General features: G+C 69.0%; 8 protein-coding genes. 6 read left to right on the top strand and 2 right to left on the bottom strand.

Going from position 1 to position 19,223, the window contains the following annotated elements:
- Positions 1–7 precede the first annotated feature (7 nt).
- The 6 genes from OZ403_RS22365 (at position 8) to OZ403_RS22340 (ending at position 18,151) form a co-directional block, all read left to right on the top strand.
- Positions 8–5,509 (top strand): type I polyketide synthase, encoded by a 5,502-nt coding sequence (locus OZ403_RS22365; protein WP_268781680.1) that lies wholly within the window; start codon positions 8–10, stop codon positions 5,507–5,509.
- Positions 5,506–9,813 (top strand): non-ribosomal peptide synthetase, encoded by a 4,308-nt coding sequence (locus OZ403_RS22360; protein ID WP_268781679.1) that lies wholly within the window; start codon positions 5,506–5,508, stop codon positions 9,811–9,813. The genes OZ403_RS22365 and OZ403_RS22360 overlap by 4 nt, the downstream gene beginning before the upstream one ends.
- Entirely contained in the window at positions 9,813–10,892 is a 1,080-nt protein-coding gene (locus tag OZ403_RS22355; protein ID WP_140792797.1) for a patatin-like phospholipase family protein, read from the top strand. The genes OZ403_RS22360 and OZ403_RS22355 overlap by 1 nt, the downstream gene beginning before the upstream one ends.
- Positions 10,893–10,910: 18 nt before the next feature.
- Entirely contained in the window at positions 10,911–12,074 is a 1,164-nt protein-coding gene (locus OZ403_RS22350) for an ArsA family ATPase (RefSeq protein WP_268781678.1), read from the top strand.
- Complete coding sequence (locus OZ403_RS22345; protein WP_237081393.1) at positions 12,074–12,544, top strand: hypothetical protein; 471 nt, start codon at positions 12,074–12,076, stop codon at positions 12,542–12,544. Before OZ403_RS22350 ends, OZ403_RS22345 begins: the two co-directional genes overlap by 1 nt.
- A gap of 75 nt (positions 12,545–12,619) precedes the next feature.
- Positions 12,620–18,151 carry a type I polyketide synthase gene (locus tag OZ403_RS22340; RefSeq protein WP_268784896.1) on the top strand — a complete coding sequence of 1,844 codons (5,532 nt, stop codon included), beginning with the start codon at positions 12,620–12,622 and terminating at the stop codon, positions 18,149–18,151.
- Between the two features lie 4 nt (positions 18,152–18,155).
- Here OZ403_RS22340 and OZ403_RS22335 read toward each other — a convergent pair whose 3' ends face one another.
- Together OZ403_RS22335 and OZ403_RS22330 are read right to left on the bottom strand one after the other, a co-directional pair.
- Positions 18,156–18,416, bottom strand: a complete 261-nt coding sequence (locus tag OZ403_RS22335) for an acyl carrier protein (RefSeq protein ID WP_090490716.1) — start codon at positions 18,414–18,416, stop codon at positions 18,156–18,158.
- Positions 18,413–19,201 (bottom strand): thioesterase II family protein, encoded by a 789-nt coding sequence (locus tag OZ403_RS22330; RefSeq protein ID WP_140792791.1) that lies wholly within the window; start codon positions 19,199–19,201, stop codon positions 18,413–18,415. Before OZ403_RS22330 ends, OZ403_RS22335 begins: the two co-directional genes overlap by 4 nt.
- Between the last annotated feature and the right edge of the window lie 22 nt (positions 19,202–19,223).

Here is a 19,223-nt window from a genome sequence, read left to right as displayed (position 1 = left end):
GACCCTGATGGCGAAACTATCTACACGCATTTCGGAATTGCCTGTCGTCAAGCTCGCGTACCTCGCGAGCCAGCTGCGCTCGAAGAAGGAGCTGCTGGCGGCCGAGCCCATCGCCGTGGTGGGCATGTCCTGCCGCTTCCCCGGCGGAGGTGACCTGCCAGAGACGTTCTGGGAGCTGCTCGCCGAGGGCCGCGACGCGACACGGGACGTGCCTGCCTCACGGTGGGATGTCGACGCGTTCTACGACCCCACGCCGGGTGTCCCGGGAAAGATGTACACGCGCCGAGGCTCGTTCATCGACGGCGTCGACCTGTTCGACCCTGGCTTCTTCGGCATCACGCCGCGTGACGCCAAGGGCATGGACCCGCAGCAGCGCATGCTGCTGGAGGAGTGCTGGCGAGCCCTGGAGCGCGCCGGCATTCCGCCCGCGGGCCTCTCCGGGAGCCGCACCGGCATCTTCCTGGGGCTGATGCACAACGACTACAACCTGCTGGGCATCGCCGAGAACATGGAGTTCCACTCGGCGTCGCTCAACTACCCGTCCGTCGCCGCGGGACGCATCTCCCACACGCTGGGCCTTCAGGGGCCCGCGGTCTCCGTGGACACGGCGTGCTCGTCGTCCGCCGTCGCCATCCACCTGGCCTGTCAGAGCCTCCGCAACGACGAGAGCGACCTCGCGCTCGCCGCGGGCGCGAACCTGAACCTCTCTCCCGTCACGGTGATGGTGGAGTGCCAGAACCGCATGCTGGCGGCGGATGGCCGCTGCAAGACGTTCGACGCGTCCGCGGACGGCTTCGGGCGCGGCGAGGGCTGTGGCGTCGTCGTACTCAAGCGCCTGTCGGACGCGCTGGCCAAGGGCGATGCCATCCTCGGCGTCATTCGGGGCTCGGCTGTCACACATGACGGCCGCAGCAGCGGGATGATGGTGCCGAACGGGCGCTCGCAGGAGCGCGTCATCCGGGCGGCCCTGGATAGCTGTGGCGTGGAGCCGGACCAGGTGGGCTACATCGAGGCCCACGGGACGGGGACGCTGCTCGGTGACCCTATCGAGATGGAGGCGCTGCGGTCCGTCTTCGGGCGCAAGGGCGCTCGTGGTGAGCCGCTGTACGTCGGCTCGGTGAAGACGAACATCGGGCACCTGGAGGCCGCCGCCGGTATCGCGGGGCTCATCAAGGTCCTGCTCGCGTTGCAGAACGAGGCCATCCCCGCCCACCTGAACTTCGAGCGGCCCAATCCGAACATCCGCTGGGACGACCTGCCCGTCACCATCCCCACGGCCACGCGGCCCTGGCTGCGCGGTGACAAGCGCCGCATCGCGGGCGTCAGCAGCTTCGGCTTCAGCGGCACCAACGTGCACATGGTGGTGGAAGAGGCCCCCGTGCTGGCGCGGCCCCGCGTGGATGCGGAGCGCCCGGCCCATGTGCTGACGCTGTCGGCGAAGAGCGAAGCCGCGCTCGAAGCGCTGATGGAAGCGCAGGAACGCGCGTTGCCGGAGGACGCAGCGGCGCTGGGAGACTGGTGCTACACGGCGAACACGGGCCGCTCCCAGTTCGAGCACCGTGCCGCCGTTTCGGGCGCCACGACCGCGGAGCTGCGCGCGAACCTGGCGCGGCTGCGCGAAGAGAAGCTGCGCCCGGCGCGCGAACCCCTGCGCGGAACGGAGAGCCCCCGGCCCGTCTTCCTCTTCACGGGGCAGGGCGCGCTTCGCCCCGGCGTGGGACGGGAGCTCTTCGAGACACAGCCGGTGTTCCGTGCAGCGGTGGAGCGGTGCTCGAAGGCGCTGGAGGGGCTGCTCGACTGCAGCCTCGAAGCGCTCCTCTTCGGTGAATCCTCAGCGACGCTCCTGGAGGACACGCGCCATGCGCAGCCCTCGCTGGTGGCCCTGGAGTATGCGCTGGCGGAGCTGTGGGGCGCCTGGGGCGTCACGCCAGCGGCGCTCATCGGGCACAGCCTGGGAGAGTATGCCGCGGCCGCTGTCGCGGGGGTGTTCAGCATCGAGGAGGCGCTGCGCCTGGTCGTGACGCGCGCGCGGCTCATCGGCGAGTTGCTGGGCACGGGCGCGATGCTGGCGGTCTCTGCCTCGCTCGAAACGGTGAACCGGGCCATTGCGCCGCACGCCGGAACGGTTTCCATGGCGGCGGTCAACGGTCCCGATGACGTGGTCATCTCCGGGACACCCGATGCCATCACCGAGGTGGAGCAGGCCCTGACGAGCCAGGGCGTCCAGACGAAGCGTCTGCGGATGTCCTACGCGTTCCACTCCACGCAGATGGAGCCCGTGCTGAAGCCGTTCGCGGAGGCTTTCCGAGGGCTCACGCTGTCGGCGCCACGCATCCCGCTGGTGTCCACGCTGGAAGGCCGGCGTGTCGGTGACGAAATCACCCGGCCAGACTACTGGTGCCGTCAAATCCGAGAGCCCGTCGCCTTCGCCAAGGCGCTGGAGGCGTCGCGCGAGGAGGGGCACCGGACCTATCTGGAGCTGGGGCCAGCGCCCATCCTGGCTGGCATCGGCCGCAGGACCTTCCAGTCGGAGGACCTGTGCTGGCTTCCCAGCCTGCGTCCGTCCACCGGAGAGACGGCGCAGCTGCTCGCCAGCGTGGCGGAGCTGTACATGCGCGGCTTCGACGTGGATTGGGCCGCGTTCGATGCGCCGTTCGAGCGGCGCCCGCGCTGCTTGCCGACGCATCCCTTCCAGCGTGAGCGCTATTGGATGGACTCGCGAAGCCCCGAGAAGCACCGCGGCCAGGCTGCGCGTGACGATGCCGGGCGAGGCGACGCGCACTCCCTGCCAGGGACACCGCTGTCGCTCGCGGGAGCCAAGGAGTCACGGTTCGAAGCCAGGCTGAGCAGGCACGAGCCCGCCTTCGTCGAGGAGCATCGTGTGCTGGGCAACCCGGTGTTGCCGGCCTCCTGCTACGTCGAGATGGCGCTCGGCGCCGCGCACCACGCGACCTCGGGCGGGAAGCCCCTGGAGCTCACGGCCATCGAGCTGGAGCGGGCGTTGGTCTTCGCGGAGGGACAGGCACAAAACGTCCAGACGGTCCTGACGCCCGAGGAGCAGGGCTCCCACTTCGAAATCTTCGGGCAGGGGACAGGGACGTCGGACCGGAGCTGGGCCCGGTTGGCGCAAGGTCGAATCACCGAAGGCCGCGCACACCCGGAGAACGTGGCGCTGGAGTCGGGGCTGTTGCCGGCGTTCCCCCAACAGGGCTCCGTCAGCGCGCACTACGACATGATGGCGCACGGCGGGTTGGAGTACGGCCCCTCGTTCCGAGGCATCGATGCGCTGCGGTTCGGCGGGGAGGGATGCCTCGCCCACGTGCGGCTGCCCGATGAACTCGTCATCGGTCTGGGGGACTACTGGCTGCATCCGCTGCTGCTCGACGCGTGCTTCCAGACGGCGGCGGCGGCGTTCACCGGCGGCGGCGCGCAGGTGGCGGGAGAAGGGCAGGGGCGCATTCCGGTCGCCATCGAGCGGCTGCGTTGGTTCAAGCGGCCCGGGAGCAGCATCTGGGTGCATGCCCGAACCGGAGCACGCACGTCGCTCTCTGAGGGACTGGTGAGCGCCGACCTCCGCATCCTGGACGAGGACGGCGCCGTCGTGGCCGAGGTGGAAGGCCTGCTGCTGAAGCAGGTCGACCGCCGCGCGTTCCAGGCCGCCTTCTCCGGGGCGATGCAGGAACTCCTCTTCGAGCTGGCATGGCGGGAGCAGCCCGTGCCCACCGCACGTGACCAGGTGGCTTCGCAGGCCGGGGCCTGGCTGCTGCTGGTGGACTCGGACCGCGTCGCGGACGAAGTCAGGATGTTGGCGCGGCAACGCGCCTGGTCCTGCGTGGTGGCCTCGCCCGGTGCGTCCTACGAACGCATCGACGCGACCCACTATCGGCTCAACCCCCATGACGCGGCCGGCTTTGACCGGTTGCTCCAGGACGTCTCCGCCACGGGCTCGGCTCCGGCGGCAGTGGCCTACCTGTGGGGACTCGATGACCGTTCCCCAGAAGCCCTCTCCGGCGCGGTGACGTCGAGCACCGTGGGCGCACTTCACCTCGTGAAGGCGATGGCGCGTGCCAGCTGGGCGCAGCCGCCTGCCCTGTGGATGGTGACGGAGAGCGCGGTGGCCGCCACGCCCACGGATGCGGTGGAGGGCTTCGCTCAGGCCTCGCTCTGGGGCTTCGGCCGCGCGGTGGCCATCGAGCACACGGAGCTCGCGTGCCGCATGGTGGACCTGGAGCCGGGCTCTGAATCGCTGGAGCGGTTGTTCCACCTCATGGCGCAGCCGCCGGAGGAGAACGTCATGGCCCTGCGCGGCGGCCGGCTCCTGGGCGCGCGCCTGGTGCGTCCTGGCAAGCCACCTGAACGCGCTGCCCCCGTGCGTATCCACCCGGATGGCGTCTACCTCGTCACGGGAGGCCTGGGAGCGCTGGGGCTCGCGACGGCGGAATGGCTGGTGGGGGCGGGGGCGCGGCACCTGCTGCTGGTGGGACGGAGCGAGCCCACGGACGCGGCGAACGGTCGGCTCGCGGCGCTGACCGCCCGGGGCGTCAACGTCACCGTCGCGCGCGCGGATGTCTCACGACAGGAGGACGTGCAGCGGCTGGTGGCGGGCGTGTCCGAGCGGCGCCAGTCCCTGCGAGGCATCATCCACACGGCGGGCGTGCTGGAGGACGGCGTCATCCTGCACCAGGAGGCGGAGCGCTTCTCGCGCGTGTTCGCGCCCAAGGTGCAGGGCGCGTTGAACCTGCACCGCGCCACGGCCGGGATGCCGCTGGACCTCTTCGTCATGTACTCGTCCGCGGCCTCGCTGGTGGGCGTGGCGGGACAGTCCAACTACGTGGCGGCGAACAGTGTCCTTGATTCACTGGCGCATCACCGGAACCGCCAGGGTCTGCCTGCCCTCAGCATCAACTGGGGAAGGTGGGCGGGCGCGGGCATGGCGGCGAAGAGCGCGGACCGCTCGGAGGCGTCGGATGCCGCCAGCCTCTCACCCGAAGTGGCACTCCAGGTCTTCGAACAGCTGCTGGAGCAGGGGGCCGTGCAGGTGGGCGTGGTGCCCTTCAGCGTCTCCTCGCTGGAGGCGGGGCCTTCGCCCGGCCATGGCCCCTTGTTCTCCGAGTTGATGCTCCGTGAGCAGGCCCGGTCCGCGGCGGCTTCGCGGATGCATGAGCTGATGGACGAGCTGAAGCGGGCGGACGGAGAGCGCCGGCGAGCGTTGCTGACCCGATACGTGCAGAGCCGGCTGGGGCCCTTGCTGGGCTTCGCCCCGGACCACGAGGTCCTCCAGAAGAAGATCTCCCTGAACGAGATGGGGCTCGATTCGCTGCGCGCGGTCGAGCTCAAGAATCGCATTGGCCGCGAGCTGGGTGTGGACCTGCTCATGGCGCGTTTCATCGACGGCACCACGCTCGACGGGATTGTGGATGCGCTGAGTACCCAGCTCGAGCTCAAGGAGCTGCTCGCGCGTGCTCCCGCGGCAGAGGCCGCAGCCGACATCGAGGAGTTGACGGTATGAACCTGGGGGAACTGCTCGCCGAGCTGAATCGGCGGGGCCTGGAAGTCCGGGTAGAAGGCGACGCGCTGAGGCTTCGCGGACCGAAAGGCGCCGCCAGCCCGGAGCTTCGGCAGTCACTGGCGGAACACAAACCCGAGCTGCTCAAGCTCCTGCGTGCCCATGACCAGGGCCAGGAGGAGGCGCCCATCGTCCCGGTTCAACGCACCGGGCCCGCGCCGCTCTCCTATGGGCAAACGCGGCTGTGGTTCCTGGACCGTCTGGAGCCCGGGAGCACCGCCTACAACCTGATGCTGGCGTTGCAGATCGACGGTCACCTCGACGTCGCCATCGTGAAGCGCTGCTTCACCGAGGTCATCCGCCGCCACGAGGTGCTCCGCACGCGTTATGCCGAGCACGCGGGCGTCCCGGTCCAGATTGTCGACCCGGAGCCCCGGTTCGACTTCCGCGTGCTCGACGAGCGCGAGGTGTTGGCCTCCGAACCCGCGGGCGTGGAGGCCTTCCTCCAGCGTGAGGGCAAGCGGCCCTTCGACCTGGCCACGGGCCCCGTGATGCGTGTGCTCATCATTGAGCGGGGCGCGCAGGGGCAGTACCTCCAGCTCTGTCTGCACCACATCGCGGCGGACGTATGGGCGCAGGCCATCCTCGTCCGCGAAATCGTGACGTTGTATGGCAGCTTCGCCAGCGGCCAGCCCTCGCCGTTGCCGCCCCTGACGCTCCAGTACTCCGACTTCGCTGTCTGGCAGCGGGAGTACCTCCAGGGCGAGGTTCGCCAGAAGCTGGTGGACTACTGGCGCAAGAAGCTGGAGGGGGCGCCTCCGCTGCTCGAGCTGCCCACGGACCATCCGCGCCCCAAGGTGCAGTCGAACCGAGGCGGCGAGGTCCGCTTCGAAGTGGGCCCCCAGCTCACCGCCGCCTTGAAGGCGCAGAGCCACGCGGCCCGCACCACGCCGTTCGTGGGGATGTTGAGCGCGTTCTTCGTGCTCCTGCACCGCCTCACGGGAGGTGAGGACCTGGTCCTGGGCGCGAACTCCATCAACCGGACGCGCACGGAGCTTGAGCCGCTGGTGGGCTTCTTCGTGGACAACCTGGTGATGCGGGTGGACCTCGGTGGCAGTCCGGGTTTCGCCACGGTGCTGGAGCGCGTGCGTGAGACGGTGCTTGATGCCTTCGCTCACCAGGACCTGCCCTTCGACCTGCTCGTGGAGGAGCTGAGGCCCGCGCGCAGCCTGGGCTTCAACCCGTTGTTCCAGGTCGTGTTCGCCTGGGTCCGCGCTTCCGGCGAGGCCCAGGACGAGACGGGCCTCCGCATGCGGCCGCTCGAGTTCGAGGCGGAATCATCGCGCTTCGACCTCAACCTCTTCGTGGATGACCATGGCGACCGGTTGTCGGCGCGGATGGTGTTCAACCGCGACCTCTTCGAGCAGGGCACCATCCAGCACTACGTGGACTGCTTCCAGGTGCTGCTCGAAGGGCTGGTGGCCGAGCCCCAGCGGCCGGTGGGCGAGCTGCCCGTGCTCCCCGCGGATGTCCGCGAGCGCGTGCTCCGGCAGTGGAACGACACGGGGACGCCGGAGGCGGAAGGTGCGTGCCTCCATGCGCTCATCGAAGCCCAGGCGCTGCGCACGCCGGATGCGGTGGCCGTCGTCGTGGACGACTGGGAGCTGACCTACGGCGAGCTCGATCAGCTCAGCGACCGGGTCGCCGCGTCGCTCCAGGATTTGGACGTGGGACCGGAGGTGGTGGTCGGCGTCTACCTGGACCGTTCGGCGGAGCTCATCGTGAGCCTGCTGGCGGTGATGAAGGCAGGGGGCGCGTTCCTCGCGCTCGACGCAGACGAGCCCGCGGACCGGCTCCGCCACATCGTCGCGGATGCCCGGCCCCGGGTGGTGATTTCTTCCACGAAGCTGTCCGAGCGCCTCTGGGGCATGGGGGGCTTCGTCACGCTCCACGTGGACGAAGACTACCGGGACATGCCCGCCGCGCCTGGCCAGCAGCTCCGTCGTGACGTCCTCCCCGACCAACTGGCCTACATCCTCTACACGTCGGGTTCGACGGGCCGGCCCAAGGGCACGGAAATCACGCACCGGAGCATCGTCAACTACCTGCGCTGGAGCGTGGACGCGTACCGGCTTCGTGAAGGGACGGGGAGCCCGGTGATTGGCTCCGTCAGCTTCGACGGCACGCTGACGAGCCTCTTCGCGCCGCTGCTGGCGGGCCGCGCGCTGTTCCTCGTGCCGCGCGGTCACGAAATCGACCAGCTGACGTCCCGGGACTACCCCGAGCAGGGCTTCAGCTTCATCAAGATGACGCCGTCGCACCTGCGGGCCTTCAACGGCCTGGGACGCACGCGCGAGGTGCTGGGCCGCACCCACGCGGTGGTGCTGGGCGGGGAAGGGCTGCACGGCGTGGACCTGGCCGCGTGGCGGGAGCAGGGCATCCCCACGCGCGTCATCAACGAGTACGGCCCCACCGAGGCCGCGGTGGCGTGCTGCTTCGAGACGCTGCTGCCGGATGGCACGCCCCCCCCGGAGCGGGTGCCCATTGGCCGGCCCATCCCGCACATGCGGTTGTACATCCTGGACCGGTACCTCCAGCCGGTGCCCGTTGGCGTGCCCGGCGAGCTGTACATCGGCGGCGTCGGACTGGCCCGAGGCTACCTGCGCCGGCCGGACCTGACGGCGGAGCGCTTCGTCCCGAATCCATTCGACGAAAGCACCGAGGGCTCGCGGCTCTACCGCACGGGGGACCACGCCCGGTACCTCTCCGACGGACGCATCGAATACCTGGGCCGCCAGGACGACCAGCTCAAGATTCGCGGTCACCGCGTCGAGTCGGGAGAGGTGGAGGCCGCGCTGGGCCGCCATCCCGACGTCGTCCAGGCCGCGGTGCTCCTGCAGCGTCTCCCAAGCGGGGCGCCGCGCCTGGTGGCCTACGTGCAGCCCCAGTCGATGGAGAACGGCGACCTGCGGGCGGAGCTGCGCAAGTCCCTGCGTGAGGTGCTGCCCGAGTACATGATGCCGGAGGTCATCGCGGTCCTCCCGGAGCTGCCGCTGACGCCCAGCGGGAAGATTGACCGCAAGGCGCTCCCGCCCGTGGTGTCCGAGGCCCCCGTAGCCAGCGCGCTGGCCCGCACGGAGGCGCGGACCGAGACGGAGCGGCAGCTCCAGGCGCTGTTCGGCGAACTCCTGGGACTGAGCACCGTGGCGCCCACCGACAGCTTCTTCGAACTGGGGGGCCACTCGCTCCTCGCTGTCACGCTCATCTCTCGCATCTCCGCGAAGCTGGGCATCGAGGTGCCCCTCAATGAGGTGTTCGACCGGCCCTCCGTGGAGGCCCTGGCGCACTGGGTTGACGAACACTCCAGCAAGGTCACCGCGCTGATTCGCCAACTGCCTGCCTGTGTGGTGGCGCTGAAGCCCCTGGGGCACAAACCGCCGCTGTTCCTCGCCCCGCCGTCCGCTGGCAGCCCGGCCGTCTACGTCACCCTGGCCCGCCACCTGGACGCGGAGCAGCCCGTGTTCGGCTTCCAGATGCCGGGCGTCATGGACGACCAGCGGCCACCGGAGACCATCGAGGACACCGCCGCGCTGTATGTGGCGGCCCTGCGGCAGGTCCAACCGCGTGGGCCGTACCGGATCGCGGGCTGGTCCTACGGAGGGCTCGTCGTCTGTGAGATGGCGCGGCAGCTCGAGGCGCTCGGGGAACAGGTGGCGCTGCTCGGCTTGATTGACGGCGCGGCGCTGGACCGGCTGGCCGCGCATGACGGCACCCCGCAGGAGATTCCCGCGGGCTCCCAGCTCATCAAGGTGCTGGGGGAGGCCCAGATGCCGCGGGACTACGCCAGCCTGAGATTGATAGGCGAATGGATGGGCATCAGCCTCCCCGAGGCATGGGCAGACCTGCTTCGTCGGGATACAGATGGGCAGTATTCATACCTGTGGCGTTTCTTGCGAGACAGCGCGCTGACAGCCCGGAATTTCCTGGCAACACGCCGCTCGGAGCAACTCTATACGTTCTCTGCGTACGGAGGCTCCGCCACACTTTTCAGGACGGGTCCTGTGACGATTGGAGGCGACCCGCTCGTCGACAGTGTGCGCAGATTCGCGCTTGCGGGGACGGAAGTGATACCGGTTCCAGGCAATCACATGACGCTCATCATGGATGAGCGGAATGTCGCCGTGCTTGCAATTGAAATACAGAAATGTCTGGATAGGGTTTTGATGTTCCCGCCAATCGCAGAAGTGTCTCGGGCGGAAATGCCAGCAACGGGGCTGGCTGCGCAGCTCCCCATGGAGGTCATGTAATGCCGCACCGAGTCCTTGCAATGGATGGTACGTCTATTTCCGGCGGTGAGGGGTATGTCACCGCGGGACTGCTCAAGTCGTTGAAGGAGACCCTGACCAGCCGCGGAGGCGGGCAGAGCCTGCTGAACGACGTGGAGCTGTTCTCCGGCACGTCCGCGGGTTCCTTCAACGCCGCGTTCTTCGCCACCTACGAGAACCCCGACGACGCCTTCCCCAAGATCCTCGACTTCTGGGGCGAGGTCGTCCAGATGAACCGCAAGGCGGTGTCACTGGGGCGGACCGCCATGGCGCTGACGGGCAACGCCGCGCTGCTCGACTCCAGCTACATGCGCGACTTCTTCTGCAGCTACTTCGGCGCCACGTTGCGCCTGGGAGACCTGAAGCGGAAGGTGGCGCTGCCGTCCTTCCAGCTCGACGGTCACCGCAAGTCGCTGCGGACCTGGAAGGCCAAGGTCTTCCACAACACCGGTCCGGACAACGACACCGACCACAACGAGCTGGTGGTGGACGTGCTGATGCGCAGCGGCTCGCCTCCGCTCTCCTATCCCGTCTACCAGGGCATCCGGGAGCAGGGCAGCGGCTACGTCGACGGCGGCATCTTCGCCAACAACCCGTCGCTGGTGGCGCTGGCGCAGATCATCAACAACATCACCCGCAAGAGCCGCTCGGAGAAGGTGGAGACGCTGGAGACGGAGCCGCCCGACCTGACGAACATCCTGATGATGTCGGTGGGCAACGGCTGCATGTCTTCGTACCTCACGCCGCATTTCTGCAAGGGCGTGGCCAACTGGGGCTTCTCCAAGTGGCTGCTGGACTTCCACGACCCCATGGTGCTCGTGAAGATGATGCTGGAGGCCGGCTCGGACGCGGCGGACTACCAGTGCCGCATGATTCTGCGGAAGAAGTACTTCCGGCTGAATCCCGTGGTGGACCAGACGCTCTCCGCGGCGAACCTCAAGCAGGTGGAGTCCACCGTCCAGAGCCTGCTGAGCACCCAGTCCACCGTCTCGCAGCTCAACCGTGCGCAGACGTGGATCGGGAAATCGGGCTGGGCGTCTGACGCGGCGAAGGCGACCTAGCGCGAGAGGTGGATTGAGATGGCCAGGATCATTCTTGTCTCCGGTACCGGCGGTTCAGGGAAGACCACGGTGGCGGCCGCGACGGCGCTGGCGGCTTCCCGCCGGGGTCTCCGGACGCTGGTGCTTTCGTTCGACCTGTCCCGCGGCCTCAGCGCCGCCATGGGCGTCGAGAGTCCACTCTTCTCCGGCCCCCGGGGCGTTCCCGTGGGCGTCAACGACCACCTGTCCTTCCACGAGGTGGACGTTGGAGAAGAGCTCCGCCGGGGATGGAACGGGGGCCAGGGCGGACTGGCCGCGCTCGTGGATGGCGGGCTGGAGCGCGTGAACGCGGAGGAGGTGGCGATGACGGCCGAGGCGGCCCACGTCGTCATGCTCCTCCGCCTGGACGAGTACCTCCGCGAGCAGCAGCACGACCTCGTCATCGTGGATTGCCCGTCCACCCGCACGGCCCTGCAGTTGCTCAACACCGTGCCGGCGATGAGCTGGTACGCGCGCAAGCAGCAGGCGCCCACGCAGCCGGGGCGCAAGGCACGCCTGCTGGCGGCGAGCCTCCATGGCGCGGACGCGAGCCTGGAGGTTCGCGACCGGCTGACCGCCGTGGACGCGCTGCTGCACGACCCGGAGGTGACGACCCTCCGGCTGGTGACCACCGCGGACACGGTGTCCGGACAGGAGGCGCAGCGGGCGTACACGTACTTCAGCCTGCTCGGCCTCGCGGTGGACTGCGTCGTCATCAACCGACTCGCACCGGAAGCCGCCGACGCCGGCTCCGAACGGGGGCGGGCGCAGCAGTCACACGTGGAGAAGCTCCAGAGCGCCTTTTCGTCGCTGCTGGTGTTGAAGGTCCCGCACCAGGCCACCGAGGTGGTGGGGGAGAAGCCGCTCGAGGTCTTCGCAGAGCAGCTCTACCAGGGAGAGGACCCCGTCCGTCTCACGGCCCCGCACCCTGCCCTGGGCATCCGCAAGGACGCAGTGGATGCGTATTCGCTGGAGGTGCGGCTCCCCTTCGTGGCGAAGAGCGATGTCGAGCTCTCCCGCCGCGGCGCGGAGTTCGTCATCCAGGTCGGGGCCGTCCGGCGCAACGTCGTGTTGCCTCGGATGATTGCACTCCTCCCGACGTCGGGCGCCCGCATGGAGGGTGACCGGCTCATCGTGAGTTTCCAAAAAGAAAGAGGTGTTTGATGTCCACGCAAGATGATCGTTATCCGCAGGGTTCTTTTGGCGCTTCGCCGGAGTACGGCGCTCGGTTCGCCGAGCTCACCAACGCCCTGATTCCGGGCGGGCGAGGCCTGGTGCAGCAGCTCTTCCGGGCGAAGCAGGAGGCGCTCAAGGGTGTCGCGCACATCCTCGATGCGCAGATTCACGAGCTGCAGCACATCGACGCGGCCATCGAGGACCGGGCGAAGCAGGCGCACACGGCTCCGGCGGCGGGCCAGCCGCACCGGTCCGGGGTGTCGTTTGGCGACGTGATCCAGAAGGCGGGGGACCTGATCCTCGCGAAGCGGCCGAAGGGGACGACGGGTTCCGAGGCGGGTGCCCGGCCCAGTGACCGCCGTGAGCCTCCGGCGAGCGCTACCTCTCCGGATTCAAGCAGCCCGGCCGCTGCGTCCAGCGCCGCGCCGGAACCGTTGGAAAAGATCTCCATCAGCTAGTCGAAACGAAAGGGGTGGGCAGTGTCGGATGAGTCCATTCGAGTGAGGATGTCCAACGAGGAGAATGCTCTCTCGATGGAGTCGATGACGCCCTTGCAACGGGCGGCATTGGCAATCAAGACCCTCCGGGCGCGCGTGGATGGATTGGAGCGCGCGCGCTCGGAGCCCATCGCCGTCATCGGCATGGGGTGCAGGTTCCCCGGCGGCGCGAACGACCCGCGCGCTTATTGGGAGCTGCTGCGCGGCGGCGTCGATGCCGTGAGCACCGTCCCGCCGGACCGCTGGGACGTGGATGCCTACTACGCGGCGGACCCGGACGCGGGCTGGAAGATGGTGGTTCGTGAGGGTGGGTTCCTCAACCAACCCATCGCCGGCTTCGACAGCGAGTTCTTCGGCCTGTCGCCGCGCGAGGCGAACTACGTCGACCCGCAGCAGCGCTTGATGCTGGAAGTGTCCTGGGAAGCCCTGGAGGACGCCGGAATCGCCCCGGGCTCCCTGGTGGGCAGCGACACGGGCGTCTATGTCGGCTTCCTGAGCAGTGACTACGGGCGCGTTCCCTTCAACGCGGTGCAGACGCGGGACCTGCCGTACATGGGGACCGGGAACGAGCTGAGCTTCTCCGCGGGACGTGTGTCCTACGTCCTGGGCCTCCAGGGGCCGTCCATGGTGGTCGCGACCGCGTGCTCCTCGGCGCTCGTCTCCGCCCACCTGGCCTGCCAGGCGCTGCGGCAGGGGGAGTGTTCGCTGGCGCTCGCGGGCGGGGTGAACGTGATTCTCCGGCCGGACAACAACATCGTCCTGTCGAAGATGCGGGCGCTGGCGCCGGATGGGCGCTCGAAGACGTTCGATGCGTCCGCCAATGGCTACGGGCGCGGCGAAGGCTGCGGCGTCCTGGTGCTCAAGCGGCTCTCGGATGCGCAGCGGGACAAGGACCGCATCCTCGCCGTCATCCGTGGCTCCGCGGTGAACCATGATGGGCTCAGTGGCGGCCTGACGGTTCCCAACGGGCCCGCGCAGGAGAAGCTGCTGCGCAAGGCGCTGGAGTCGGCGAGCCTGGCCCCAGCGGATGTGAACTACATCGAGGCCCATGGCACAGGGACGCCGCTGGGTGACCCGATTGAGCTGCGGGCGCTGGACGCGGTGCTCCGGCACGGGCGCGGCGCGGACGCCCCTTTGCTCGTCGGCTCCGCGAAGACGAACCTCGGGCACCTGGAGTCCGCCGCTGGTGCCGCGGGGATGATCAAGGTCGTGCTGTCGCTGGGACAGGACGAGATTCCTCCGCACCTGCACTTCCGTACGCCCAACCCGGCCGTGGACTGGCAGCAGTTGCAGATTGCCATCCCCACGAAGGTGACGCCGTGGCCCAAGGGCGACAGGCCCCGCGTGGCCGGCGTCAGCGGCTTCGGGCTCAGCGGCGTCAACGCGCATGTCCTCATCGAGGAAGCCCCGCCCGCGCCTGCCCAGACGCCGGATGCGACGCCGCGGCCGATGCACGTCCTGACGCTGTCCGCGCGCAGCCCCCAGGCGCTGAACGAGCTGGCGCAGCGCTATGCGCAGGCGCTCGACGGCCCAGGGCTCGCGTCACAGTCGCTGGAGGACATCTGCTTCACCGCGAACACCGGGCGGGACGCCTTCCGGCACCGGCTCGCCGTGCTGGGAAGCTCACAGGATGCCATGCAGGCGCAGCTGACGTCCTTCCTGTCCGGGCAGACTTCATCGTCGGTGCTGTGCGGGAAGGCGGACGGGGAGCCTCGGCTGGCCTTCCTGTTCACCGGGCAGGGCGCGCAGTGGCTGGGCATGGGGGAGGAACTCTTCCGCACCGAGCCCACCTTCCGCGAGACGCTCCTGCGTTGCGACGCGGTGCTGAAGCCGTTGATGGGCCAGTCGCTCATCGACCTGCTGCACCCCGCTGAGCGCGACGCGCAGGCGCGAGCCCGGCTGGATGAGACGGGCTTCACCCAACCCGCGTTGTTCGCGCTCGAGTACGCCCTGGCGCAGGTGTGGATGCAGTGGGGCCTCCGCCCGGACTTCGTGATGGGGCACTCCGTGGGTGAGTTCGTGGCGGCCTGCGTGGCCGGCGTCTTCACCCTGGAAGAAGGACTGGAACTCATCGCCACGCGCGCCCGGCTGATGCAGTCCCTGCCCGCGGGCGGGACGATGGCCGCAGTGTCCGCGGATGCCGCGGAGGTGGAGGCGCTGCTCTCCCAGTATGACGGGCAGGTGTCCATCGCGGCACTCAACGGCCCCCGCAACGTGGTGATTTCGGGGCGCGAGGCCGCCGTCAACGAATGCGTGGCCGAGCTGACGCGGAAGGGCAAGCGCGGCACGATGCTGCGCGTCTCGCACGCGTTCCACTCCGCGTTGATGGACCCCATCCTCGACGCGTTCTCCAAGGCCGTGGCGAAGGTGAAGCTCCAGCCTCCGGCCATCCCACTGATTTCGAACCTGAGCGGGCGCGAGGCGGGGAAGGAAATCCTGACGCCTCGGTACTGGGTGCAGCATCTTCGTGAGCCGGTGATGTTCGCCAGGGGAATGCAGACGCTGGAGCAGGCCGGCGTGAAGGCCTTCCTGGAGGTCGGCCCGAAGCCCACGCTGGTGACCATGGGCCAGTCCTGCATCACGAAGGAGGACACGCTCTGGGTGGGCAGCTTGCGGCCGGAGCGTTCGGACTGGCAGCAGATGCTGGAGGGGCTCGCGGCCCTTCACGTCGCGGGCGTGCCGGTGGACTGGCGGGGCGTGGACCAGGGGCGCGAGCGCCACAAGGTCGCGCTGCCCGTCTATCCCTTCCAGCGGCGCAACCACTGGATGGACCTCAACGGGTCCACCTGGGACGTCCCGGGCGTGAGCACAGCGCCGGAGGCAGGGGCCACGCGAGGACATCCCCTCTTGGGCCATCCGCACGCGTCGCCTTCACAGATGCGGCAGTTCGAGTCCTCCGTGGGGGCAGCGAAGCCCGCCTTCCTGAAGGACCATGGCGTCTACGGACAGATTTTAATGCCTGGAGCCGCCTACGTGGAGATGGGGCTCGCCGCGGGGGCTTCGCTCTTCGGCTCGGCGGGCGGGACGGTGGACGAAATCACCTTCTCGCAGGCCCTGTTCCTTCCGGAGGAAGGGGCGCGCCGGGTGCACCTGCTCTATTCACCGGAAGGTGAGCGCGCCGGGCGCTTCGAAATCCACAGCCAGGAGGAGCGCACGGGAGAGGGTGAGCCCGCGTGGATTCTCCATGCCCACGGAAAGCTCTCCGCGACGACGGCCGCGCCAGCTGAGCGCGTCGACCTGGAGCGTCTGCGCGCCTCGCTGACTCGCGAGGTGCCGGTGGAGGGTTACTACGCGAAGCTGGGGCAGGCGGGGCTCGCGTATGGCCCCAGCTTCCGAGGCATCCAGGCGCTCTGGCGGGGTGAGAACGCGGTGCTGGGGCGCCTGGCCCTGTCAGGCAGCGCGGCGGCGGACGCGGGGCAGTATCAGCTTCAGCCCGCGCTCCTGGATGCGTGCTTCCAGATGGTGGGCGCGGTGCTCGACGAGGAAGGGGATGCCGCGTACCTCCCCGTGGGTGTCGGCCAGGTGCAGGTGCAGCGCGGCGGGCTGGGTGAGGTGTGGGCCCACGCGACCCTGGCGCGGAGCGACGACCCGAAGGGCCCGGGCTACGTGTGCGACATCCAGTTGCTCACGGCGGATGGGGAGCGCGTGGCCACGGTGGAGAAGCTGCTGCTCCGGCGCATCACCCGGGAGGGACTCCTGGGCGCGAAGAGCAAGCGCTACCAGAACTGGCTGTACGAACTGGAGTGGCAACCCCGGCAGCTGGAGGCTCCAGCGGCAGGGGCGGAGGCGGCGCACGCTGGGACACAGTGCCTCATCCTCGCCGACGCGGCGGGGCTGGGCGCGCGCCTGGCCGAGCGACTGACGAAGCAAGGCTGGCACGTGGTGACGGTCCCTGCTGGAGCGCGAGCCACGGTCGATGGCCGCGATTCGGCGCTCGCGCTCCTGGGCCAGTTGCGCCCGGAGGCGCTGCAAGGGCCTCTGCATGTGATCGACCTGTGGAGCCTCGACGGTGGTGGGGACGACGTACCCGCGCAGGCCCTGGGCCATGGCACCCGTGTGCTCGCGCTCGCCCAGGCGCTCGTCGAGGCCAAGGGAAAGAGCACCTCGCTCTGGCTGGTGACTCGCGGTGCCCAGGCGACCTCGGAGAAGGAGCGCATCACCCACCTGGGAAGTTCGGTCCTCTGGGGCCTGGGCAAGTCCATCACCCGCGAGCATCCAGACCTCCACTGCCGGCGAGTGGACCTGGACGCCAGCGCGTCCGAGCACGAAGTCGCCCAGCTTCATGCCGAGCTGCTCGGTGGCAGCGGCGAGGACGAAATCGCGCTGAGAGGAACGACGCGCCGAGTGCCCCGACTGGTGCGCAGCCGGAAGCTCCGTGGGGCGAGCGGCGAGCCCGCGCTGAAGCCGGACGCGAGCTATCTTGTCACGGGTGGCCTTGGCGGACTGGGGCTCATCGTCGCGGAGCGGCTGGCGGAGCGTGGAGCCCGTCACCTGGTCCTGATGGGGCGGCGTGAGCCGGGGCCCGAGGCGCGCGCTCGCCTTGAAGCGCTGGAGCAGCGTGGCGTCACCATCCACTGCGTGCAGGGCGACGTGGCCGTGGCCGCCGATGTGGAGCGCGTCCTCGCCGGGCTCTCAGGACGCGTGCCGCCCCTGCGTGGCGTCATCCACTCCGCGGGCGTCATCGATGACGGCCTCTTTGTGCAGATGACGCCGGAGCGGCTGGCCAAGGCCTTCGCGCCCAAGGTCTCCGGTGGATGGAACCTCCACCGTGCGTTGCAAGGCACGGCGCTGGACTTCTTCGTCGTGTTCTCCTCGGCGGCGTCGCTCATCGGATCGGCGGGACAGGCCAACTATGTGGCCGCGAATGCCTTCCTGGATGCGCTGGCCCGCTCCCGCCAGGCTGACGGGCTGCCCGCCCTGAGCCTCAACTGGGGCGCCTGGGCAGAGGTGGGCGCGGCGGCGGAGGAGCAGATCCGCCGCCGAATGGAGCAGCTGGGCTTCGGCGTGATTCCTCCGGAAGACGGTCTCCAGGTGTTCGAGCAGTCCCTGGGGCTGAGCGGTCAGCTCGGTGTTCTTCCCGTGGATTGGGCGGTGCTCGGGCGGCGCGGACGTGCGCCGCTGTTCGAGGCCTTCATCGAGAAGGCCAGCCCCGCGGCGAGCGAGGGGATTCGTCAGCGGCTGGAGCGGCTCGAGCCCAAGGAGCGGCGCGGTGCCTTGCGTGCGCACGTGGGCGAGCTGGTCAACGGCGTGTTGGGGCGTCCCACGACGGAGCCACTGGACCCGAACCAGGGCTTCTTCGAGTTCGGCATGGACTCGCTGATGTCCGTGGAGCTGCGCAACGTCCTGCAGCGGAGCCTGGGCACCTCGCTGCCCGCGACGGTGGCCTTCGACAACCCCACCGTCAACGGGCTGGTGGACTACCTGGCGGCCGAGGTCCTGGGCCTGAAGGAAGAGGCGGCCGCGCCCGTGGAGGAGGCTCCCGAGGACGCGGAGCTGGATGCGCTCCTGGCGGACGTAGACAGCCTGGACGATGACGCCGTCCAGGCCATGCTGCGTCGGGGCCGTTGAGCGGCTACGGCTGCCGGGGCCTCGCGTCGTAGACGAGGTCGGCGATGGCGGAGATCGTCTGGAGGTTTTCGACCTTCAGCGACTCCGAGGGAATGGTGATGCCGTACTTCTTCTGGACGAAGCCCATCATCCGGGCGGTCTCCAGCGAGTTCAGCACGCCGAGCTCCAGCAGGGGCGTGGAGGAATCAAGGTCCTCCGCGTCCCCGTCCAGGAGTTCATCCGCGACATAGCGGGTCAGGACATCGAGCAGGTCGTCTCTGTTCATGGTGCTGGGGTTGCTCCGACTGCGAGTTCGGCATGGACGGCCTGAACCACCTGGGCCGTCAGCTCGTTGAGAAAGAAGTGGCCGCCTGGAAACATCTTCATCGAGAAGGACTGCTGTGTTTGCAGTCGCCACGTGTCGAGCGCGGCTTCCGAGACGCGAGGATCGCGAGTACCACCAAAGGCACACAGCCGCACCGGAAGAGGAGGCTCCTCCTGGTAGGAGTAGCGCTCTGAAATCTTCAGGTCGGCGCGCAGGATGGGAAGGATGAGGTCCAGGATCTCCGGCTGCGCCAGGACCTGCTGCGGAATGCCGTCGTAGCGGGCGGACAGCTCGCGGATGAAGTCGTCTCGTCGCAGGCCGCTCAGTGGCGGAAGTCCACTGCGCCGGGAGGGCGCTTCGGAGCCGGACACGAGCAGCGTGCCAGGCAGCGGCATGCCCCGGCGGCGGAGCTCGCGCGTCAGCTCGAAGGCGATGAGCGCGCCCAGGCTGTGGCCGAAGAAGGCAAAGGGGCCATCGAAGAGGGGCGACAGCTCCCGGACGAGCGCGTCCAGCAGCTGCGGGAGTTCTTCCACGGACGGCTCATGCAGGCGGTTCTCCCGGCCGGGCGGCTGCACGGCGCACACCTCGATGTCCGCCTCTGGGAGCAGGTCCGGCCAACGGAAGTAGGGGAGGCTGCCTGCTCCCGCGTAGGGGAAGCAGAACAGCCGGAGACGAGGCGATGCCTGGGGTTTGCGGCGGACGAGCCAGGGTGACTCGGCCGCCGCGATGCTGGATTCAGGATTCATTGACGATGGATGGGGTAACGGA

This window comes from Myxococcus sp. NMCA1, assembly GCF_026810205.1.
Classification (GTDB): domain Bacteria; phylum Myxococcota; class Myxococcia; order Myxococcales; family Myxococcaceae; genus Myxococcus; species Myxococcus xanthus_A.
The sequence above is the reverse complement of the archived record's forward strand: the minus strand, read 5'-3'. Positions and strand labels throughout refer to the sequence as shown.